Consider the following 21,704-nt stretch of genomic DNA (forward strand, 5'->3'; position numbering starts at 1 on the left):
ATAGGCAGGAAGCCTATTGTCGGAGCGAAGGACGAACAACGACTTACTAATCCTTTTGGAGTTCTCTCTTTTCGTTGTTCGTATATTATTGTATATAGCGGTGCTTGATGGCGCCGCTCTTTGTATATTCCACCACCATCACATGCGCGGCAGGCATCTTGGCAGGCTTCTGAATGCCCGAGAATAGCGGGCGGCCTTGCAAGTCGAAGATGCGATAGAAGGCCGTTTCTGCTTCGGGGGCAAGATTCATGCGCTGGGCAATTGCGGTAGTCCCGCTGCTGGATTCTACGACTTCGGAAGAACTGGATTCAGGTTCCACGCTCGACGAAGATTCTACACTCGACGACGATTCTGCGACTTCGGACGAAGACGATTCAGGTTCAACCGTTCCCTCGACCGTAAAGGTTACGTATTCCGACATCCAGGTGAGCCCGGAGTTATCCGTCACGACAGCGACGGCGGAATGCGTGCCCGCAGCAAGGCCTTCCGCATTCACCTGGTAAGGCGATGCCATCGCAGAGCCGACTAAAGTCGTTCCGACATAAAAATCAACCTTCTTGACAGAGCCGTCGTTGTCCTTCGCATCAGCCTTCAAGGTGACAGCCTTGCCGGCATCGAACTTGGCCCCTGCAGAAGGCGCTGTCATAGAAACGCTTGCCGCCTTGTTGCTCTGGCCAAAGCCCTGGTTGTATTCGGGCATCTTGCCGTAGCGGCCACCCACGCCCACAAGGCTCGGGATTTCTTTCGGGAGATTTGCAACGGTGCGCTTTTCAAAACTGTAGCTCGGGTTGAATGTTTCTGCCTGCGGAACGCCCTGCGTCACCGTACCGTTGTAGCGGTGCTGCTGTTTGGTTCCGCTCCCGAACGTGACTCCGCTAAAGTAAACGTAGCCGTTGTCGCCCCATTCGGCGAGGTAACCCTGGCCGTTATCGATATAGCTATTCTCGTAGCGTACGTAGGCCTTCGCGTTTGCACTATGGCCATTTGCACCCGCCACAAAGAAGCGGTTGTAGTCCACATACTGGTTGTACAAATGCACCTGAGAACCATTGCTTTCGCCCGTCACCTTCGGCACGCGGCCATAAGTATTGTGCCAGTAGTTATTCGCGTATGTCAGATGGGCATCTTCGACGAGTGCCATGTAGGGGTCAGTTCCCCAGCAGTTGAAATCGTTTGCGCCGTCAAAATCCAGGTAACTGATGGTGGCATCGTCCACGAATTCCATGTCCATGCCGTCACTGATCCACTTGTAACTGATGTGATCGGCCCAAAAGCCCTTCACATGCTTCGAGGCTGTACCTACTGTTTCGAGGCCATCGCCACCTTCGATCAAGTGCGGGTTCACGTCGTAAATGGCGAGGTTGCGGTAGACGTGGTTGTAAGAGCCCTCGTTACTGCGCACCACAATGGAGGCTCCACGCAGGTTCGCACCGCGACCCATGCCCACAAGACTCTTGTTGGGCTTGGTGGTAATCCAGTTGCTCCACGCCTGCAGATTGTCCGATTCCTTCACGATTTCGAGTCCGGATTCACCGAGGCTCGCGCAGCTATTTTTCTCGAAGGCGATGCGGTAGAACTTGTTCGTCTTGCCTGTCACGCGGTTCGTCTCGCCACAAGTCGTGCGGCACCAAGTACGCCCTTGCTTATTCGCCTCGGTCACCGCATTGCGCATTTGCCTAAAATCGTAAGTACCTTCGGGCACAAGAATCGTCACGGCGTCATTACTCTGCAAGTACTTGCGGATGGTTGCCGAATCGCTCGCGATGACGATGTTTCCTGCATCGCCGCCCGTCGTAGAAGCACCGAAACCTTCGGCCTTCACGTTGAATGTGAAAAGGAGCACGGCAGTCGGATCCGTTTCGGCAGAAGTCCAAATCCACTTGGCCTGCGTGTTTGCAGCAAAGCCGGAAAGCGCCGCCCCGCTCGGGAGCTTGTTGCTTGCGTAGTTAAGGGTTGTCGCACCGCCCCACTGGCTAAGGTCGCGGCCCTTGTTTTTCCACGAGTTGTTGCTCACTGCAGGCTTTGATTTCCAACCACTGCCGGAATAGTAAGACTTGTCCAGGTCGTCAATCTGCACCATGACGCCGGGGGCACCTTTACCGTTCACGCCCACGACCGAAATTGCATTTTCACCGGGAAGGAACGTCATCGGCACAAAGCGCACGCGGCCCGCCTGGTTGTCCTGTGCAAGGAGAGCGCCATTGTGGTAAAGTCTGTAGCCGCCATCGGCCACAATCCAGATACCCGGACCTTCGCCTGCGTTATAAGTCGCGGCAACCAACTGCGAACCAACTTTGTCACCACCACCGTAAGCCGCTTCAGAAGGGAGTTGAACCACTTCTGTCGCAGGGACAGCGGCATGCACCGCAGAAATTCCAAAAAGCGAGACAAAGCCCGCTAAAGCCAACCCAACATCCTTTTTTACTCCCATTTTTTCCTCTTTTTGTAATATTGCCTTTTATAATCTAATTTTGGCACTTTTGTTTTCAAAACGTTATCCACCAAGCCCATTAATATGTGTTTGTTCATTGACAACGATTGTAAAAGCTCCTTTTACGCAAAAAAAATACACTCCTATCGGAGTGCTGGGTAGTTTTTTTGAAATTTAGGGTTGTCCGTAGACTACGGCCAAAAAACGCCGACATGTTTCCATTTTTAATGTATTTTATACACCATAATAATAAAATTTTACTTTACATTCGCAAATATTTATCTAACTTTAGCAACATGAACAATGTTTCCACAATTAGTGTATTTATGTACTTTGATTACCGGGATTATATCCGGGCCGTTATGGAGGCATTGCAATCCAGAGGGCAGTCCATCCGTTCCATTCAAGAAAGCGCCGGAGTCTCGGGTTCCGCCTTTTTCAACCGCATTCTGGACGGATCCCGCCCGCTTTCTACCGCAAACGCAAAGACTCTCGCCAAAGCCTGGGGGCTTTCCGATGAAGAATCCGAATACTTTCTGACGCTAGTCCGCTTCGGCAACGAAAAGAACGTGGACGAACGCGAAAACCTGCTCAAGAAACTCCTCGCCGTACGCGCAAAAAATCAGGAATACGAACTCCAGGATTCCGCCCTCAAGTTCTTTTCGAAGTGGTACTACCCCGTCTTGCGCGACTTGTTGCCGCTCCTCCCCGCAAACACCCCCGCCGAGAAAATCGGCCGGATGTTCACGCCCGCGCTTCGCGCCCCGCAAGTGCAAAGCGGAATCAAGTACCTAAAGGAAGCCGGATTCGTTTCTTTGAACGATGACGGAACCTACCATGTCGAGCAACCCACCATCTCGACGCCGCCCCGCGTGCGCTCTACCATTCTGCGCAAATACCATTTAAAGAACCTCGAAGTCAATAGCGAAGTTTACGACCTGTTTTCAAGCGATGACCGCAGCATCACCAGCGTAACCTGCAGCCTTTCCAAGGAAAGTTTCGAAAAGGTTCGCGAAGAAATCGCCAAGCTTCGCGAAAAGATTTTGGCCATGTCCCGCGAAGAAAAGAACCCCGACCGCGTCTGTCATGTCGGATTCCAGCTCGTGAATCGCGCCAAGGTGAAGGAGGGCAAATAATGAAGGTTATTCTCGCCCTTTCGCTTTTCGCAGCCAGCCTCGGCATCGCATTCACCGCCTGCAGCACAAGTGAAAATTCCGCCACAAACGGCACAGGCAGCAACGCCGGCGAAACCGAAATTGCCGGCATCGTTACAGCCACCAATCACGGAATGCCCCTCAAAAACGCCGTCGCCCGTGTATGGATTTTAAACGAGGATTCCATGCTTGTCGCCTACGAAGACTCCCTTGACGACAACGGCATTCTCAAGATTAACTCCGCCGCCTTGAGCGAAAAGAAGGCCCCCGTCCAGCTGCTCGAAATGCGCTCCGGCGATTCGCTTTCCATTATGCGCTGGGTCGACTTCGAACGCAGTCCGGAGCAGAATCTCGCCATCGCCCAAAGCGAAAGCCTGAAAGGCATCATCACCAATAACGGTACCGCCGTCGAAAACGCAACCGTAAGCATTCTAGACCAAACCGTCACCACGGATGTACAAGGATACTTTGAATTCAGCGGTTTGCCTGCAGGCGTGCACTACGCCTTCGTCGAAGGGTATTTCGGCAAATTCTCTTACCAAATGGAAACCGGCCTAAGCGATGGCGCCACGACAAATCACATCAACATCGCCGACAGCATTTTCACCGTTGTCGAAGACTTTGAAAATTGGAAACACAGGCAGACCTTTATCGGCAAGAGTTTTGGACAAGGTTGGTGGTTTATTTGCACCGACTCCCTGCAAGGCGGGAACAGCCGCGTCGCCGAAGGCATCGATAGCGACAAGATTCTCGTTACCGGCGACAGCGCCAAGAGCGGAAGCAGCCTGCACCTGATTTTCAATATCGATCAGGAAACTAAAGGCCATTACGGCGTCGCAGGGTTCTCTATCGGCGACGATTTTGACGAAGACGACATGTTCGCGTTCTACGACTTGCGAAGCGCCACCGCCATTTCGTTCGACGCCAAGGGCAGCGGAAAGATTTCGTTGCAAATCACCAAGCGCGGCAACGACGGCAAGCGAGACTTCCACCAGACCGCCTTCGTGACGCTCGGCGACGAATGGGAACATTTCACTTTTACCGCCGACGATTTCGACACGGAACTTATCGCCGTCAACACCATCAACATCTTGGTGACCGAAGACGCAGAGATTTTCTTGGATAACATTCGCTTTGACGGCATTTCGCCGAGCATGTGGCCAAGCCTCGGAATGCGATTCTAGAATTTTCACATATAGGAGTGTGCTTTATGAAAAAGACAAATATAGGCATAGTTGCCTTGTGCGCTCTCGCTTTTACAAGCAGCGCGTTCGCCACCATTCAACCCACGCGCGTCGGCCCCGTTAGCCAATACGGCGCTTTGCAAAGCGGCAAGAATTCCGCTGGCGAAGGCCGCATTTATGGTAGCGTGCAAGGCGTCAAGGACGGCGCCGAAGTCCAGGTTCGCGGAATGAGCCTCACTTGGAGTCAGTACTGGCCGTACGGCAGCAGCTTTTACGGAAGTTCCTTTATCGACACTCTGGTCGGCTCCTGGAACGTTGAACTTGTCCGCTCTGCCATGGGCGTCGTTCCGCCTTGGGGACACGGAAGCTACATGACCCGCCCCGAATATTTCGAATCGCAAATGGACACCGTAGTACAGGCCGCCATTCAAAACGATGTTTACGTCTTGATCGACTGGCACAGCGAAGGCGGCTACTACAACTGCATCCACAAGGGAACAAAGCCAAAGTACGAATTCAACGACAACAAGACCTGCTTTACCGCAAACGATGCCGCCGCCTTCTTCGGACGCATGGCTGAACGCTACGGCAAGTACCCGCATGTCATTTTCGAAATCTACAACGAACCCGTGAGTGAATCCTGGGCAGACCTGAAAGCCTACGCCGACACGGTCATCAGCGCTATCCGCAAACATTCGAAGAACCTGGTTATCGTCGGAACCCCGATGTGGTCTTCGATGGCAGGCGATGCCGTAGCTGCCCCCGTACAAGACGATAACGTCGCCTACACTTACCATTTCTACGCCAACCTGCACCAGACTTCTAGCCACTTGTCCAGTTCCAACAAGGCGATGGAAGCCGGCCTTAGCGTATTCGTAACGGAATGGGGCGGCATCGATGAAATCTTCACCAAGGAAGCCCACAAGACCGAACTCGAGAAATTCCTCGCATGGACCAACGAGAAGAAAATTTCTTGCGCCAAGTGGGATGTCGAAAAGCCCTTCCTCGAAAACAACGATGTCGATAACTACATCAAAGAAAACATTTTGCCCGCAAAGACCACCTACCAGAAAAATCTAAATTGGGAAACCGAAATCAGCGACAAGTTGCCCAACTTGATTACATACGGCGCCGGCACCGATATTCCGGGCAAGTGGAGCAGCACCAGCGACATTGACGACTACGGCGACGAACAGGGCGACAAGGGAAACTCCACCTTTACCGACAACTCTACCGAAACTACCGTGAAAATGGACAACATGAAGCTTGACACCGTCGGCACCGGCTTTGATTACGCCCCGTACATTCGCGCAGAATACGCGTTCGACGGCGAGCCCGATTTGTCCAAGTGCAAAATGGTTAGCTACCGCTACAAAGGAGCAAACCACCAGTTTATCCTCTACTACGATTGGAACGCCAGTATCGATGTCTTTGGCGAAGGCGCCTGGGACTACCCCTTTGTCGAAATGCCGTATGCACCCGAATGGGAAACGGTCTACGTGGATTTAGGCTGGATGATGAGCAATGGCTGGCAGGCAGCACTCCCGCTGACCCCGGTTCTTTCGGCGGCGACCGCGTTCCGCTTTAATGTAACAAACGACTTTTTTGACACCTCGCTTTGGGTCGAAAACATCAAGTGCATCGAAAGCGTCGAGGGCTATACACCTGTAAAAATTCCCACAAACACAGACGCCGTCCAAACGCAGACTGCAAAGGCGAATTACCGCATAAACACCAACGGTTTGAACATTATCGCCACCGGCATCAAGAACGGTACGCATTACTCGCTTTCGAACATCCTCGGACAAACACTACGTTCCGGCATCGCAAACGCAAGCAGCATTAAGCTAAGCGCACCGCAGGCAGGTCGCTACATTCTCCGCATCGGCAATTCCGTCCACCCGATTTCAATCAAGTAAGCAAAAGCGCCTCGGCATTCGCCGAGGCATCTTTATTTAGTTAATCGATAATTTGAATTCCTTCGAATACAATTTCATCTATTTCCAGGAAAGATCCGTTATAGATAAAGATGCTGAATATGCCAATTTCGCTTGAGATTTCGTCCCAAGAGACTTGGTAATTCTTACTGTCCACGATTTCTTCGCCTGGGCGTAAGACCAGTTCGGTCCATTCATCGCTCGCCTTCGTAAACCACAGCGCCTTGTTATAGTTGTTATTCTCGATTTGGCGGTAATGTTCAAGCGCAACGGCGAACATGCAGTCACCGCGAACTTTCAGCCGGACGGCTGTGAGCGCACTCAGGTCGTAATAACCCGTATCGAGGCCAAGACGCGTCCCGAGCATGACATAGCCCGTATCCTGGATGGTAAACTTTAACGAGAGATATTTGCCACGGGCTCCGTCATCTACGAGCGCCCCTGCAAAACCACCCGCGCTGTCGGGGCTTTCAAAGGACGCTCCCTTGTGCGGTAGGTAGTACCAACCGTAATTCGGGTATGTTTTCGCCAGATTGTTCAGATTGTCGCCATCATCAAAATCCTCGAAAACGTATTCGTGAGTCAATTCCTGGAACCACATGAGCGTGTCAACAGAAGTGCCCGCGTCAAGCGAAATATCGCCAACGGGCTGACTATTCGCGACAATGGTATATAGACCCGCCGGAACATGCGAGAATACGAAATCGTTTCCATCATTTTTTGCCCAATAGGGAGTCGCATCAAGCATCACGGAACTGCCCAAGACAGTAGAATCGGAAGCGGCCGCCCCGGTACGCACCGTAAGCGATACAGACGGCAAGAGTTCGATTTCATCTGCCAAGGAATCTTTCGCATTGAACTTCGTCCACACCATAAGCGAGGAGTCCTCGCCGGCAATTCCCTCGACATAGCACCTTGCATTCTGGCACTGGTCAAGTTCAGTCTCGAACTGCACCTTTCCGGAATCATCCGCAGTGGCGGTTTCGAGCGCCGTGACATAGGACGGGAGGAACTGCGTCACATCCTGGACTTCGGACGGGCTTTCCGCAGAAGCGGCTCTAGGACGCTGGTACAAGGTAACACGCGCCTGCGGAATCGGCTTGTGAACTCCATCAAGCGCAACGACCGCAATCCCGTTCGTCGTTTCGCTCGTGGCTCCGGCAGTTTCAGGGCCGCTGTCGGAACAGCCCGAAAACGCCGCCAGAATCAGGCCGAGCGCAAAATAAAACAATTTATGAATCCTAAACACCTGGAACATTTTTACCGTTCTTCCTTTTTCATCATCGGGAATAACTGGAAATTTAATTGATAAACGCTGTCGCAAATTTGCGACGGCATCGCATTGACCACATTTACGATGGATTTTCGCGTTTCGGCGAGGATATCGCGGATTTTTTGGATTTGGCTCGAGTCAAGCGCCATGGTGAGCGTGCTGATATCACGCTTTTCCTTTGGGGTGTTGGCAATCGAATCGCGGGCCAGTTCGGCGATACGTCCCTGGTAGTCACTAATGGTGGCACTCAGCCAGTGTTCCTGCGTACGGAGGTGCGCCTCGGTGGGTTCCACGCGGCCATCCTTGCGTTGGCGGGCAAGACCCAGCTGCAGCAAGGCCTCGACCGCTTTCTCGACCTGCGAAGCGGTAAGTTTCGGAATGCATGTCTCGGCGAGTGCGGCGGCATTTTGCGGGCCTCGATAATCAAATACATCGAGCGCCGAGCGAATCATCGGATAGTACCACTGTTGAAAATAACGGTAGCGAGCCTCATCAAGTTCGCGGCAAGCAGCGGGGCGCATTTTCTGGAGTATTTCAAAATGTTTGCGCACCTCTTCGTCGGTCTTTGCCTTGCCGTAAGCGACCATTTCGCGGAAATATTCAGCCTTCGCCTCTTTGAAACGGAACAATTCAACGAATGGTTCAACACCTTTCGAAGACACATGACGCTTACCCTGCAAGATTTTCACCAGGAGACTTGCGTCCATGTCCACAGCCGACGCAAAGACCCGATAGCTGAAGGTCGGATCAAGCGACTTTTCGAGTTCGTAAAAATCCTGCAGGAATTTACGGTAGTCGGTGTAATCGTATATGTTGATTTTGTTTCTTGCGAACATGGTTGACCCGTCCCAATAATATAGTTTCTATTATCAAAATAATCTATTTTCGCAACCGCTTTTTAATGTTTTTTTTCGGAGTTGTTGACATTTTTGTCCACGCCCTCCCCAAAAAAAACTCCTCGAAATGCATTCACAAGCATAAATTTAGGGTACAATGGTGTATCAAGGAGTTTGAATGTTTAAAAGAAATACAGTCGCAATTCTTGCGGCAACCCTCGCAACAACAGCTTTCGCCACCAAGTACGAAGCCGAATCGGCAACCGTATCTAGCGAGGCAAAAATTGTCAACAGCAGCGGCGTCTCTGGCACAGGCTATGCAAGCCTTCAAGAAGGCAACATCACCTTCACGGGAGTCACCGCCGAATCCGCAGGCAAGTACACGCTCACCATCCATTACAAGGCGGGCGACTTCAAGGCAAATTACCTCAAGGTGAATGGCGCAACCGCAGGCACCATCGACTTCGCGGCAACGACCGGGTGGGCGGACATCACGACCGCCGTCACGCTCAAGGCGGGCACAAACACCATCGCCATCGAAAAATACTGGGGTTGGATCGACGTGGACTACATCGACATTTCCGCCTACGAATCAAAGCCCTTCGAGCTCTCCGCAAGCCCGGTCACCCCGAACGCGACCGAAAGCGCCGTGAAGCTCTACAGTTTCTTGCGCGAGAACTTCGGCAAGAAAACAATTAGCGGCATCATGACCGGCGACATGAGCGGCTACACGCTGGGAGCCGACTTCAAGACCCACGACGACGTAAAGTACATCTATACACGCACGGGCAAGTACCCGGCGCTCGTCGGTCTCGACTTCCTGTTCGCAACAGGCCCGAACGCTTCCGGTAGCTGGAACATGGAATACACCGACAAGGCGATTTCTATAGCGAAGGGTCTCTGGAAAGCAGGCGGCATTCCCGCATTCACCTGGCACTGGAAGGATCCCCTCGACAAGAAGGACGCCTTCTATATCCAGAGTGCGGCAGGGACCAACGAATATACGGACTTCGACTTCTCTACCGGATTCAAGCCCGGCACTACCGAATGGAACACCGAAAGTGCGGCCTACAAGGGAATTATCGCCGACATTGACCATATTGCCGATTACTTCCTAGAACTGCAGAAAGATGGCGTTGCAGGCATCTTCCGCCCCCTGCACGAAGCGGGCGGCAAGTGGTTCTGGTGGAGTATCAATTCGGGCGACCAGTTCGCGGCGCTCTACCGCCTGGTATTTGACCGCATGGTGAAGGTCAAGGGCGTGAAGAACATGATTTGGGTGTTCAACCCCGAAGGTTCTACCGTTACCACCTGGGATCCGGGCAGCGAATACTACGATGTGCTTTCTATAGACATTTACAACAAGGACAACGACCATTCCAGCAACGCGAGTTCTTTTGACAAGTTCAAGAACGCATCGAATTCCACGAAAATTCTTGCACTCAGCGAAAACGGGCCCATTCCCGACGTGAACAACATGCATACCGACGAGGCCGTATGGAGCTGGTGGATGCCGTGGTACAGCACCTGGAGCGGAACCTGGCCCAGCCAGACGAAAGACGCCGTGTGGAAGAGCAACATGGACGACGAACGCGTCATTTCGCTCGAGGACATGCCCGGCTGGGACAAATACAAGCCCAACCAGGATACCTCTACGACACGTCTTGCAAAGGTATCGCCATTCTACGGCCCTGCAACAACAATCGGCATCTTTGACATGAACGGCCACTATGTGGGACTCACTACGCAGGGACTTCCGCAGGGGCGCTACATCGTGCGTCAAAGAATCCAGGGACGCAACTTGAATGCGGTATACATCAAAAAATAACTATTGAGTCGGTTTCAACGAATTTTACAGGCGACGCAAAAAAAATGAATGCACAACGGGGGTTGGAGTTTATTTTTGGAGCGTCGCTTTTTTAAATTGGAGTGTTTATGGGTTGTTTTACTTTAAAAATGGCGAACACAACCGCAGCTTTTTTGTTATGCGGAATGTGCGCCTCTTACGGGATTACCCCGAACAAGTTGGTTTCTGGCGGTTTGCCGGCTCATACAGGAGCCACAACGACAGATTACCTGACGGACGGTTACTTGACCAACTGGAAGAGTAGCAGTGCCAAGGAAATCGCGTTGAACGTGGGCGAAGGCCCCAAAAAGCTCTTAATCAACTGGGAATCGTTCGGCGATTGTGCCTGGGCGACCGATTTCACGAGCGGTTGCGGCCACTCGGGCGTCGCACTCTCGAATTTCAAGATTTTGACTTCGGCGAATTCCACCGACGGTACCGACGGAGACTGGGAAGTGGCCGCCACCATCCAGAACAACCCCGTGATGGCACGTGGCGTAACCATCGACTTTGCGGGCAAATCCTGGTTCAAGTTCGCAAGCGAAGGCGATGTGGGCAAAATTCTTGAAATTGAAGCCTTCGACATGAGCGCAGGCGGAACCGACACCTGGTTCTTTATGGGCACAAGCATCAGTCAGATGGGAATCAAGCAACAGGATACCGATTCCACTACGGCGCAGCTCATTCATGCAAAGTTCCCGGAATACACGCCTGCCATGTTGCGCGGAGGCATCGGTTGCATCAACAGCACCGAAGTCGTGGATCACTTGAGCGAATACCTGGAATACGTCGGCAACGTCAAATTCTGGGCCATCGAAATGGGCACCAACGATGCTTGGGGCGGCGGCGACTGGAACCTGAATACCTACGTAAGCAATATGCAGACGATTATCGATTCCGCCAAGGCTCACGGAATCACGCCCGTTATTGCAAGGATTATCGCGACCGATTCCGCAAAGGCGGGCTGGCAAATCAACCCCGCCTACTTGGAAGCCGTAGACAAACTCGTCAAAGAGAATAACCTGCCGCAGGGTCCTGATTTCTACAGTTACTTTAAGGAACATCCCGAATTGTTGGCGAGCGATGGTGTACACCCGAATGCCGAAACCAAGGGCGGTCAAGCCATGCACCACTTGTGGGCAGAAGCGCTCGCCCCCTTGTATGCCGCAGGCGACACCGCCACCAAAACGCCAGACTCCTCCACGACTTTAAAGATGTCAGGCACGTTTATGGTCCCCCGAATTTACGCGCAAGGCAAGAATATCTTCGTTGAGGGCAACTTACTAAATGTAACCTCCGTAACCCTTGTTTCTGCAACGGGGCAACTCATTTCCCAAAAGGCCCTTTCTAAGAATTACGGACAAGTACAATTTGAAAACATCCCGACGGGGCAGTACATAGTCATTATCCGTGGCAAAAATGCGGTGCAGACAAGTACCGTACGGGCAAAGTAAAAGCGCAAATTTTCCTAAACCAAACAAAGAGGCACCCCGAACGGAGTGCTTCTTTTTTTGAAACGCAAACATTGGTGTTGACACAATTGTCCACAGTAAAAGAATAAATAACGCCTTTTCCTTTTAGTTTAAGTTTATATTAAAACCGGTTAAGGATGTAGACTCGATGGGGGTGCGCATGCACAAGTTTTCCTCGGGTGTTATAGCGGTTACTTTTATCGCCGGGATGTTTGGAGGTTGCTCGGAATCGCCCGAAAGTGGGTTAACTCCCCCCACCGAGGGCGATTCCTCAGCAACGAATTTTCCGGATTCGTCAAAAGCTGATTCTCTTCAGGAAATCAGCTCCGAAACCGCTTTCAGCGCAGGCGACACCCATTCTTCGAGCGGACTCACTGCAATAAGTTCATCGGACGTCTTTTTTGTTAGCTCCTCCTCGTCTGGTGAACTTGCTGTCCCTCCAGCTTCATCAAGCGGAACCGGATTTTCATATATTGCACCTGCAAATTTTTCCGACACTGTAAACGGCGTCTTATTTGACATGATTCATGTTCCGGGAGGTTCGTACACACGCGGGTGTGACAACTGCGCCGAACAAGACAAAATTTACGAGACACCCGCGCACAAGGTAACCGTCAGCGACTACTTTGCCGCCAAAACCGAAGTCACGGTCAGCCAATGGAACGCCGTCATGGGCGGCAAGAAAAACGCTTGGGAATCAGGAAACGCCCCCAAAATAGGTGTAAGCTGGTTTGATGCGAATAATTTTGCTTGTAAATTAGGGCAATTGACAGGCAGGCAATACCGCCTGCTTACCGATGCCGAATGGGAATTTGCTGCTCGCGGAGGTAAGGATGGGATTGCCGACAGCTTCAAATTCTCAGGAGGCAACGCCATTGACGATGTCGCCTGGTATTCCGAAAACAGCGGTGGCAAGGCTCACGACGTCGCCAGCAAGAAGCCGAACAAGCTCGGGCTTTACGACATGAGCGGCAATTCCTGGGAATGGGTGTACGACTGGCTCGTGGGTTATACTGCAGGCGATAAAGTCAACCCGGTTCAGCTCACGGGTTCTGGCAACAAGACGCGACGTGGCGGCAGTTACGGCGAACCCGCCGAATTCGCTCGGGTGAGCCGCCGGGCCATCCGTAGCCGCGATGGCGCCGCCGACATGGGATTTAGGCTAGGGGCCTCTACCGAACTTCCGCCGGGAATGATCAGCGCCTGCGAAGCGGCGAACCCGAGCGACGCGGTTTGTGCCGGAGACAAAAACCGCGACTGCCGCCTCATTACCGCAGCCGACGAAGCCTGGATCAGCGACGACTACACCGTTGTCATCGGCGAAGACGGAATTGCAGCCGTTTCAGGATTCCCGAACGTTTCCGGCCAATGGTACACGCTCAACAACCGCAGCTTTAACGTGGTCACAAAAACCAGAACCAAAACGTACGCTTACTATGTGTTCAGCCAAGATGAACTCACCATGATTAGTGACGACGGCATTCCTTACCGACTATACCGCCGTGCAGCAAGCGAAGCTAAGAACAAGGTAAGCCTTACGACCGTAAGCAACCCGAAAACATTGGAACAGTTGATCGCCGCCGTTGAGCCCGAGCGCCTCGTGACAGACGAACAACTCGCCCACCCCGACACAAGCGTACGTGACCCGCGTATTGCCGCTGCTAGCGGATACACCTGGTTCTTTGACGGGCGTTGCTGTGGCGGCAACCACAAATACCGATTCCACCTCGACAAGAATGGGGACGCCGAATTCGTGGTAATGGATTACGACGATACGCACCACGAGAATATTCTCGCAAAGGGCCGCTGGTTCACCGTAGGCAACATCGGGCTTCACATCGTGCTGAACGGGAAATACTTCAACTATCTCTATACCGCCGGCGAACGCACCATGAGCTACAGCGAATACATGCCCGCAGGCCCCATTTTCTGCCACATTTCATTCCAAAGTTATGAACGAGGCGATTTCCGCATATTCAACAAGACCCTTTACGACGACAAAGTCAAACGTCCCCGCGGCTTCAACGGCGAAAACCCCGTTTACGAAGCCGGAGATTATCAGTGGGGGTCATAATGCGCATGCTCCTTTTCATCTTTGTCACAGCATGTATTGCAGCACTCACGGCATGTAACGACAAAGTATCTAACCCCGATATTGAATCAAGCTCGTCCGACCAAGCCTCCAATCACTCCTGGATACCCGTGTCGTCGTCCGAGCAAGATTCCCCGGAATGGTTGTCTTCGGCCATGTCGTCTTCGACCATTCCGGCATCCTCTTCCAGCGAGCCTATTTCGCACGCCCTATCATCCTCAGCAGAACTGCAAGTCGACAGTTCCTCCTCGATTGAGGAATCATCTTCGTCCGCAATCATGGATACCTCTCCGGAAATCGTTTTGGACAAAGACGGATTCGCAACCATCGCCGATGTTTACAGGAGTCTCGCCCCCGACGAGAAAGCGGTATTTATCATCCGCCATTCCGAACGCGAAGACGATGTAGCGCTAGAAACAGAACTCACTGCAAACGGGATCCAGATGGCACAGGATCTAGGGGCAACCCTCAAGAGCGAAGAAGAATTCTCGTACGTCACTTCGGGATTCGTGCGCACGAACGAAACCGCAAACCAAATCTCGAAAGGACGCGGCGAAGCGACGTCCCCGAAACTCATCACGAATTACGACATTACCGGCAACTGGTTCCTGAAAATTTCGGCCGACTCTCTCGCAAAGCAAGCGACCGCGCTCGGCCTAAAGGGCAGTTCAGTCGAACTGATGGCACGCTGGGCATACGAAGGCGGATACCCGGAAACATTTTACGAAATGGAGCCCCGCGCGCAAGAATTCATGCAAGCGGTCATCCTGAAAAATTTATCCAAGTGGAAACGCATCACCATCATGGTATCGCACGACATCTTCGTGATGCCGCTTGCCGTTTTCGGTTCGCAGAAAAAGGTCGCCCTCAAGTATCACGAGGATTACCATTGGATTAACTTCATCGCGGGGCTAGCCGTTATTGCCGATGCGCAAAACAACCTGCGCTATATTCCTGTAAAAGGCGCCGATTCCGGCGTCATTGACTATCTGGCCATCTATATGGCCGAGCATAAGATTTACACCAAATAGCGTCTAGAACAATACCCTGTACGGGACTTGCTTGCTATAGCGTCGGCCCTTCAGGTCACGGAACCCATTGCGGGCGGGAATTTGCAAGCCGTTCGGGAGAGTCATCCCACGATTTACGATTGCCGTTGTCGAAGAATCGCCCGTAGCAACAGTAGTGTCGGCTCCTGCCACACTTTCCACAAGCACCTCGACGCGGCCCGTATATTCGGTATCGTCGTTACCCTTCACGGTGTACTTGAACGGAGCAAGCCCCTTTGCGGCAGGAGTAAATCGGGCCGTATAGCCATCATTCTGCAGTTCAACCGAGCCATTTTCCGCCGCAGACACGCTATATGTGGGTTTTACTTCCTGGAACCCGCGCGTAATCGTGCGTAAATCAAAATCGCGAGAAGCATCGTCCGCAATGCGCATGTGCGAAGCACCGAGCCAGTTGATATACTTTTCGATACGCACATAACCATCACTTTCCTTGGTCATCGCATCATCTTTAGACTTATCATAGCCCATCGCCACTTCAAAGTAATCGGGCATACCGTCCTTGTCGCTGTCCGTAGCGGCATCGCCCGCAATCACCTCACCCCAGCCGTTATTGGTCTTGATTCCCATGGCACCAACGCTTTTCACCAAGGCTCCTTCTTTCCCCAGTGTCCCCACCTGGTGCCATATCAGGGAATCAATATCGTCGTAAGGGAGCACTCCGCTCTGCGAATTCACGTAACGCCAAGCGCTTGCGGCACTGAGCATAGGTCCACTCGTCGTCAGTTCATTCCAAGGTTTGGAAAGTTCTTCGCCAGCACCCTGATAGTAATAGATACTTGACGCCGTCCCGTTCAGCACGCCATCCTTATTCGTGTCTATCAGATTACCGCTCGCATAAATACTCTGGTTCTTGTCTACCTGGAACCACGGGTTACTCCCCTTCGGGCCATAGACAAAGTAATTATTCACGATGTCGTGATTGAAATGAGTGCTCGTATGCGTCGTGTAGCCCGCCTCAAAATTGTAGAGGATATTGTTCACGAACACGTCATTAATCTTGTCCAGCGGATTTCGATTGTGCGTGTTCACGAAGGCGTTGTAGTACCAAGCCCAAGTGCCATCCACCGACTCAATGTGCGCACCGAACTGCTGCCCGATGGGGTTTGCAATCAGCGAGTTCTGCACCGTAATACCCGTAACGCGGTAGCTTGCATTGTCCGAAGAACCGCCGAAGTTGTTCCACGGTGCAAGTTCCACCGAGCAGTGGTCCACAATTACGTTCTTGGAATCGTAAAGGTTGAGCGCATCATCCTTCTCGGACGCGGTATTTTCGCCCGGACGGATTCGCAGATAGCGGATGATGATATTGCTCTGCTTGCCGGTACTGAGCTTGCCGCCGTGAATGGCGATTCCCTCGCCCGGGGCCGTCTGCCCTGCAATCGTGATATTGCTCTTGATTGAAACGGCCGTCTTGATGTTGATAATTCCGCCTACGTCAAAGACCACTATGCGATTCCCTTGACTGACCGCATCGCGGAAAGAGCCCGCGCCGTCATCGTTCAGGTTCGTCACGTGATACACGGTTCCGCCACGACCGCCCGTGACTTGCGCCCCGAAACCGAGCGCCTCAGGAAAAGCCAGCGGCTCGGCACCCGCCCCCATAACACCAAACACTGTTAGGCAAAGCGCCGAAACCGCAAAATTCTTGCAAAAACCAAATTTCAAATCCATGAGCATCCCTTTTTTGCCTAATATATATCTAAAGCAGCCAAAAAACTATAGGCTCCCCAATAAAAGGTTGTCTACGGACTACGGCACAAAACATGTGGACATATTTGTCCACAGTAAAAAGAATTTGAACACCATATCTATGCTATTCAAGCATATATTTAAAGTACCCATTATAATTAAGGTTGTTTAACACAATGGGTTTGGGTTTCTGTTTGGCGAAAGGAGTGAAACATGAAAAAGGGCCTCCATACGGCGCTTCTTTTTGGTTTATGTTCCATGGTATTTGCAGAAATACCGCTCAATTTCGACACCGAAAACCGCGGCAAGGATCTTGGCGCCAAGGCGGGCGAACTTAAGAGCAATAGAAAACTCCCCAACCCATTCGAATTCCACGACGGCTCCAAGGTCACCAAGTATGGCGACTGGAGCAAACGCCGCAACGAAATCAAGGCCGATATCGAAAAGTACGAAATCGGCGACAAGCCGATTCCTTCCGACGTGAGCGCCACTTACAGCGGCGGCACCCTCACGGTGACTGTCAAGGAAGGCGGCAAGACGATGACGATCACATCGAAATTCAACATTCCGTCTGGCAACGGCCCGCACCCGATTATCATCGGCATGAATAGCGGTACGGGGTCGCTTTCCTCGAGCCTGTTCAGCGGCTTTGTGCAGGTGCCTTTCAGCCACGACCAGGTGGCGAAATACTCCATGAACGGTCAGAAGGACACGAACGTGGGCTTCTACAAGTTCTACGGCAACAAGAACCAGAACGGTGACTATTCCGCATGGTCTTGGGGCGTAAGCCGCCTGATTGACGGCCTTGCGCAAATTGCTGACCAGTACCACCTGGACATGAGCAAAATTGCAGTCACAGGTTGCTCCTATGCGGGCAAGATGGCACTCTTCGCAGGCGCCTTCGATGAACGCGTGACGCTCACCATTGCCCAGGAATCGGGTGGCGGCGGCATCAACTCGTGGCGCACTTCCGCAGACTTCGCAAGCCGCGGCACGAACATCGAAAAAATCGACAACACAAACTACAGCTGGTTCATGCAGAGCCTCAAGAGCCAAGACCCGTACAAGCTCCCGCACGATCACCACGAACTCATCGCCATGATTGCCCCGCGTGCGGTGGTTGCGCTCGGAAACCCCGGTTACGAATGGCTCGGCGACGAATCGGGCTACAAGTCCATGATGGTAGCAAGCGAAGTGTGGAAGTCCATGGGCATCGAGGACCGCATCGGCTTTGACTTTACCGGCGGCCACGAGCATTGTCAAGCAGCCAGTAGCCAGAACAACACCGTGACAGCATTTGTCGACAAGTTCCTGCGCGGCAAGAACGCCAATACCGATATCCACGTCAAGCCCACGAACGGCAAGGGTTTCAAGATTGACAACTATGCCGACTGGATTGACTGGGAAACGCCTTCGCTCCCGTACGAAGAACCCAAGCCGGACACCTCCAAGCAGGACACGACCGTGCAGGATACTTCCAAACAGGACACTTCGAAGACCTCCCTGAAGATGGCACACCTCGCTCCGTCAATGAGCATGTTTGTATCAAACGGCTTCTTGCATGTACAAGGCGCACCCGAGGGCACCAAGGTCCGCTTGTTCGACTTGCAGGGTAACCTCGTCCGTGAATTTGGCGAAAATGGCGGAAATCTTGCAGACATTCGCGTCGGTAAGTTGACCGCTGTATTTGTCAGCAGTTGTGGCCAAAAGCTCGGCCACAAATCGTTCAGCTATACAGGATTCTAGCTTTGAATCAACTTTGTCAATAAAAAGCGCACAAGCCGAGAGTCGCGGGCACGCTTGCTTGCCCATGACCGAGGCGCTGAGCTTTGAATTGACTCCGTCAATAAAAAGCGCCTCGGCATTCGCCGAGGCGCACTTATTTCGAAACTTATCTGCGCATAACCTTGATGGTCTTGCTCAAACAGGAGCCATCGCGATCCATTCCGCGAACATTCACGATATAGACGCCCCTGCCGAAGGGTTGCAGATTTACCGATGCCGTGCCGTTTGCAGTCACGACATCCTTGCTCAGCATCGGATTTTTGCCACTCAGATCAGTCACGCGAATTTGCGCGTTGACAGGAATACCGTAAAAATACACGACATCATCCTCTACGACATAATGAAATTTCTGTGCAGGAGAGAAGGATGCAATTAAGGTTGTCGAAGAATCCGTTTGAGTTGTATCGTTAAGCACCGTTGAATCTCCTTCGCCAGAATTTTGAATTGCGAGTTGCTGCGTCACGCCGATGTAGCGGCTAAAGGTATCGCCAGCGTTATCCTTCAGCGTAAACTTGATATAGTCTACGCCGCCAAAACTGTCGGCGAGTTTTACGGTAAGTTTAGTACCGTTTACAGTCGCAGTCACGCCTGTCGGGGCCGACACGGTGTAGGTTCCGCCGTCGTAACCGCGGGTAAACTGCGAAAGGTCAATCACCTGGGTTTCACCCTTTGCAAAAGTATAGTGTGCGCGAGCCATCCATTCCAGGTAGCGTTCGAGTTCTGTCCAGCCATCGCCCAGGCGATCCTTGTTCGCATCGCTAAAGTCGCCGTTCTTGGATTTCGGATTGTAACCGTACATACTTTCCCACCAGTCCGGGAGGCCATCGAGGTCACTATCGTAATCGTTGGCCCAGCTTACGCTCGGGTAAGGCTCCCAGCCCTTGATGTTCGCCGTATCCTTCACGTCGGTTTCGCGGTCGGGAATGCCCGCCATGCCACCCACGGAACCCTTCATGCTGTAGGTTCCGTTCTTGGTCTCATTTATCACGCGGGTGTCGTGATTGTCAAGTACCGGCATGCGCTGGCCCACATCGCTCAGCACATCCTTGTAGGCGGCCTTCGCGCTCTGGACAGTCGCATACGAGGCAAAGAAAGGCTTGCTGTTCCAGGGTTCCCAATCCAGCACCTGCCCGCCGGAAAGCGAATACTCGCGACCGCAATTGTCGTTGGTGCCGTCGCAGGTGAACTTGCCGCCCGCAGCCTCGAGAATATTGTTATGGTAGTAATACGCCTGCGAGCCCTTGCCCGTACCTTCGAACTGCGCGCGCAATGTATAGCCGTGCAAGGTAGTGGCGGCGCCCTCCTTGTAGTAATTGCCCACGAAGTTCACCTCGTGCGCACCGCCATCGGTCACGCGGCTCACCCAGTTATAGACAACGTTGTTGAATATGTCGAGGCGACCCGCGTAGTAGCCGTTCCCGTCGAGGCCACCGCCCAGGCTCCAGTTGCGGCCCGCATTATGCGCAAGCAGGTTGTGGTGGAAACTGCCGATATCGCCGCCGATAGTCGCCGCATACCCGTGTCCCGTTCCCGCTGCATAGTTCTGGTGGTCCGCAACGTTCAGCGCTTCCGAAATCAGCGTGCGCTGCAGCGTGAGGTTCTTGCCGCCTCGGCTACTGAAGGCTTCGTCAATCGTCCAGCTGATGCTCGCATGGTCCAGTATGCTGTGGTCGCCACCGGTGAGCCCCATACCATCGTAGGTAGCACCGTAGCCCAGACGCACACGCATGAAGCGGATGACCATGTCCTTGCCCGTGAACCCGATGGGGGCGCTCTTGATGGTAATACCCTTGCCGGGAGCCGTCTGCCCCGCAATCGTCACGTAATCCTGATTGCAGACCAGGCGCGATTTCAGCTGGATCATTCCCGACACCTTGAACACGATGGTGCGCGGGCCAATTTCTGCCGTGCACGCCTCGCGCAAGGAGCCTGCACCATCATCGTTCAGGTTCGTCACGTACACCACCTTGCCGCCGCGGCCACCCAGGGCGTTGCGGCCGTAACCTTCGGCCCCCTCGAACGCGACGCGGCCCGGCTTGAACGACCAGACATTCCCTGCCGTGACCGTTCCATTCGCATCGACCTCATCTACGCGCCAGTAGTAAGTCTGGAGCGGAGTCGTGCCGCTCACCTTATACGAACTGCCGGATTGTTCACCCTTGTAAACCGCAGTGCTCGAGGGCGTTGCCGCAAGCACAGCCGCCGAATCCGTCCCGAAATAGACGCGATGCTTTACGGCCGACTTCGCCGCCGTCCACGAAAGCGTCAGCGCCCCGCTTTCGTGCGGAGCGTGATAATCCAAATCCGCAGGCGAAGGCCCTGTCGCCTGTGCCGCCGCATTGGGCACGTTCAGTTCAAAGCCGTTCAGGGTAACCGTGCCCGTATTCAACTTTATCGCGGTCGAGGCACCCGTACCGCCTACATTAAAAGTCACGTAGGCAATCGCCGCCTCGCCTGTCGAGAGCGCACGATTCGTGGGCTTGACCGACGCCTGCTTCGAGTTGTTCACATAGACATCAATATTGTTGCTTGCCGCAACGCCATCAACATTGTTCAGATACAGGAGAAGGCTGTGCGTCCCTGCAGCAAGATTCGAGAAGGTGAGCGTAATCGCCCCGCCGCCTTCGACCATCACGCCGTCGCACACAAGGCGCGCATAGCTCGGGGACTGCACCCCGGCCTTGTACCAGTTGGCCTTGAGGTTCGCGCTTCCGGCGACATTCACCTTCACGCCCGAAAGCGTCGTATCTTTCGAAGCGACACCCGAAACCACCCAGGGCACGTAATTCGGTTCCGTAACCTCGCTCGAATTGCGGCCGCTCATGTCAAAATCGACCTTGATGACGGGCGATGCGGCAAAGGCAAGCGCCGCCGAGAGGCCCAATACGCGAATAGAGTTCAAACATCCCATACAAAACTCCTTTCTGCCCACAAA

15 protein-coding genes are annotated in these 21,704 nt (G+C 53.0%); 8 read left to right on the plus strand and 7 right to left on the minus strand.

What is annotated here, in order from left to right; translation table 11 throughout:
- Nucleotides 1-85: 85 nt before the first annotated feature.
- A complete protein-coding gene (locus B7989_RS07425; RefSeq protein ID WP_088627909.1) occupies nt 86-2,431 on the minus strand; it encodes an Ig-like domain-containing protein in 2,346 nt (781 codons plus the stop codon).
- 326 nt (nt 2,432-2,757) lie between these two features.
- Here B7989_RS07425 and B7989_RS07430 point away from each other — a divergent pair, with 326 nt between their 5' ends.
- The 3 genes from B7989_RS07430 to B7989_RS07440 are packed head-to-tail and all read left to right on the plus strand — an operon-like array spanning nt 2,758 to nt 6,688.
- A complete protein-coding gene (locus B7989_RS07430) occupies nt 2,758-3,567 on the plus strand; it encodes a TIGR02147 family protein (protein WP_255406413.1) in 810 nt (269 codons plus the stop codon).
- Complete coding sequence (locus B7989_RS07435; RefSeq protein WP_233144297.1) at nt 3,567-4,769, plus strand: carboxypeptidase-like regulatory domain-containing protein; 1,203 nt, start codon at nt 3,567-3,569, stop codon at nt 4,767-4,769. The genes B7989_RS07430 and B7989_RS07435 overlap by 1 nt, the downstream gene beginning before the upstream one ends.
- A 26-nt stretch (nt 4,770-4,795) precedes the next feature.
- Nucleotides 4,796-6,688, plus strand: a complete 1,893-nt coding sequence (locus B7989_RS07440) for a glycoside hydrolase family 5 protein (RefSeq protein ID WP_088627911.1) — start codon at nt 4,796-4,798, stop codon at nt 6,686-6,688.
- A gap of 40 nt (nt 6,689-6,728) precedes the next feature.
- Here B7989_RS07440 and B7989_RS07445 read toward each other — a convergent pair whose 3' ends face one another.
- The gene (locus B7989_RS07445) at nt 6,729-7,937 is read right to left on the minus strand and encodes a CIA30 family protein (protein ID WP_233144298.1); all 1,209 of its coding nucleotides are present in this window, start codon (nt 7,935-7,937) and stop codon (nt 6,729-6,731) included.
- Between the two features lie 29 nt (nt 7,938-7,966).
- The gene (locus B7989_RS07450; RefSeq protein ID WP_088627913.1) at nt 7,967-8,815 is read right to left on the minus strand and encodes a TIGR02147 family protein; all 849 of its coding nucleotides are present in this window, start codon (nt 8,813-8,815) and stop codon (nt 7,967-7,969) included.
- A gap of 178 nt (nt 8,816-8,993) precedes the next feature.
- On the opposite strand from B7989_RS07450, the gene B7989_RS07455 reads away from it, so the two are divergent.
- Both B7989_RS07455 and B7989_RS07460 read left to right on the plus strand, forming a co-directional pair.
- Nucleotides 8,994-10,643 carry a glycosyl hydrolase gene (locus B7989_RS07455; protein ID WP_088627914.1) on the plus strand — a complete coding sequence of 550 codons (1,650 nt, stop codon included), beginning with the start codon at nt 8,994-8,996 and terminating at the stop codon, nt 10,641-10,643.
- Between the two features lie 128 nt (nt 10,644-10,771).
- On the plus strand, nt 10,772-12,115 hold the full coding sequence (locus tag B7989_RS07460; protein WP_233144299.1) for an SGNH/GDSL hydrolase family protein: 1,344 nt from the start codon (nt 10,772-10,774) through the stop codon (nt 12,113-12,115).
- A gap of 330 nt (nt 12,116-12,445) precedes the next feature.
- On the opposite strand, the gene B7989_RS14160 is transcribed toward B7989_RS07460, so the two are convergent.
- Nucleotides 12,446-12,655, minus strand: coding sequence for a hypothetical protein (locus B7989_RS14160; RefSeq protein WP_233144300.1), 210 nt, complete (start codon nt 12,653-12,655; stop codon nt 12,446-12,448).
- Between B7989_RS14160 and B7989_RS07465 the strand changes: the two genes are divergently transcribed.
- Nucleotides 12,654-14,207, plus strand: coding sequence for an SUMF1/EgtB/PvdO family nonheme iron enzyme (locus tag B7989_RS07465; RefSeq protein WP_233144301.1), 1,554 nt, complete (start codon nt 12,654-12,656; stop codon nt 14,205-14,207). The genes B7989_RS14160 and B7989_RS07465 overlap by 2 nt on opposite strands.
- A gap of 112 nt (nt 14,208-14,319) precedes the next feature.
- On the opposite strand, the gene B7989_RS14165 is transcribed toward B7989_RS07465, so the two are convergent.
- The gene (locus B7989_RS14165; RefSeq protein ID WP_233144302.1) at nt 14,320-14,505 is read right to left on the minus strand and encodes a hypothetical protein; all 186 of its coding nucleotides are present in this window, start codon (nt 14,503-14,505) and stop codon (nt 14,320-14,322) included.
- On the opposite strand from B7989_RS14165, the gene B7989_RS07470 reads away from it, so the two are divergent.
- Entirely contained in the window at nt 14,504-15,256 is a 753-nt protein-coding gene (locus tag B7989_RS07470) for a histidine phosphatase family protein (RefSeq protein ID WP_233144303.1), read from the plus strand. The two genes, B7989_RS14165 and B7989_RS07470, sit on opposite strands and share 2 nt — an antisense overlap.
- A gap of 3 nt (nt 15,257-15,259) precedes the next feature.
- Here the strand turns inward: B7989_RS07470 and B7989_RS07475 are convergent, their stop codons facing one another.
- Nucleotides 15,260-16,966 (minus strand): hypothetical protein, encoded by a 1,707-nt coding sequence (locus tag B7989_RS07475; protein ID WP_088627916.1) that lies wholly within the window; start codon nt 16,964-16,966, stop codon nt 15,260-15,262.
- 231 nt (nt 16,967-17,197) lie between these two features.
- On the opposite strand from B7989_RS07475, the gene B7989_RS07485 reads away from it, so the two are divergent.
- The gene (locus B7989_RS07485; RefSeq protein WP_088627918.1) at nt 17,198-18,730 is read left to right on the plus strand and encodes a hypothetical protein; all 1,533 of its coding nucleotides are present in this window, start codon (nt 17,198-17,200) and stop codon (nt 18,728-18,730) included.
- 145 nt (nt 18,731-18,875) lie between these two features.
- On the opposite strand, the gene B7989_RS07490 is transcribed toward B7989_RS07485, so the two are convergent.
- Entirely contained in the window at nt 18,876-21,680 is a 2,805-nt protein-coding gene (locus B7989_RS07490; RefSeq protein WP_233144304.1) for a T9SS type A sorting domain-containing protein, read from the minus strand.
- Between the last annotated feature and the right edge of the window lie 24 nt (nt 21,681-21,704).

It is taken from the genome of Fibrobacter sp. UWB5 (assembly GCF_002210295.1).
Taxonomy (GTDB): Bacteria; Fibrobacterota; Fibrobacteria; order Fibrobacterales; family Fibrobacteraceae; genus Fibrobacter.

Bases quoted from the DNA above. Each gene is read 5' to 3' on its own strand.
- B7989_RS07425 (WP_088627909.1), bottom strand. From the start codon at position 2,431: ATGGGAGTAAAAAAGGATGTTGGGTTGGCTTTAGCGGGCTTTGTCTCG.
- B7989_RS07430 (WP_255406413.1), top strand. From the start codon at position 2,758: ATGTACTTTGATTACCGGGATTATATCCGGGCCGTTATGGAGGCATTG.
- B7989_RS07435 (WP_233144297.1), top strand. From the start codon at position 3,567: ATGAAGGTTATTCTCGCCCTTTCGCTTTTCGCAGCCAGCCTCGGCATC.
- B7989_RS07440 (WP_088627911.1), top strand. From the start codon at position 4,796: ATGAAAAAGACAAATATAGGCATAGTTGCCTTGTGCGCTCTCGCTTTT.
- B7989_RS07450 (WP_088627913.1), bottom strand. From the start codon at position 8,815: ATGTTCGCAAGAAACAAAATCAACATATACGATTACACCGACTACCGT.
- B7989_RS07455 (WP_088627914.1), top strand. From the start codon at position 8,994: ATGTTTAAAAGAAATACAGTCGCAATTCTTGCGGCAACCCTCGCAACA.
- B7989_RS07460 (WP_233144299.1), top strand. From the start codon at position 10,772: ATGGCGAACACAACCGCAGCTTTTTTGTTATGCGGAATGTGCGCCTCT.
- B7989_RS07465 (WP_233144301.1), top strand. From the start codon at position 12,654: ATGATTCATGTTCCGGGAGGTTCGTACACACGCGGGTGTGACAACTGC.
- B7989_RS14160 (WP_233144300.1), bottom strand. From the start codon at position 12,655: ATGTCAAATAAGACGCCGTTTACAGTGTCGGAAAAATTTGCAGGTGCA.
- B7989_RS07470 (WP_233144303.1), top strand. From the start codon at position 14,504: ATGGATACCTCTCCGGAAATCGTTTTGGACAAAGACGGATTCGCAACC.
- B7989_RS14165 (WP_233144302.1), bottom strand. From the start codon at position 14,505: ATGATTGCGGACGAAGATGATTCCTCAATCGAGGAGGAACTGTCGACT.
- B7989_RS07475 (WP_088627916.1), bottom strand. From the start codon at position 16,966: ATGGATTTGAAATTTGGTTTTTGCAAGAATTTTGCGGTTTCGGCGCTT.
- B7989_RS07485 (WP_088627918.1), top strand. From the start codon at position 17,198: ATGAAAAAGGGCCTCCATACGGCGCTTCTTTTTGGTTTATGTTCCATG.
- B7989_RS07490 (WP_233144304.1), bottom strand. From the start codon at position 21,680: ATGGGATGTTTGAACTCTATTCGCGTATTGGGCCTCTCGGCGGCGCTT.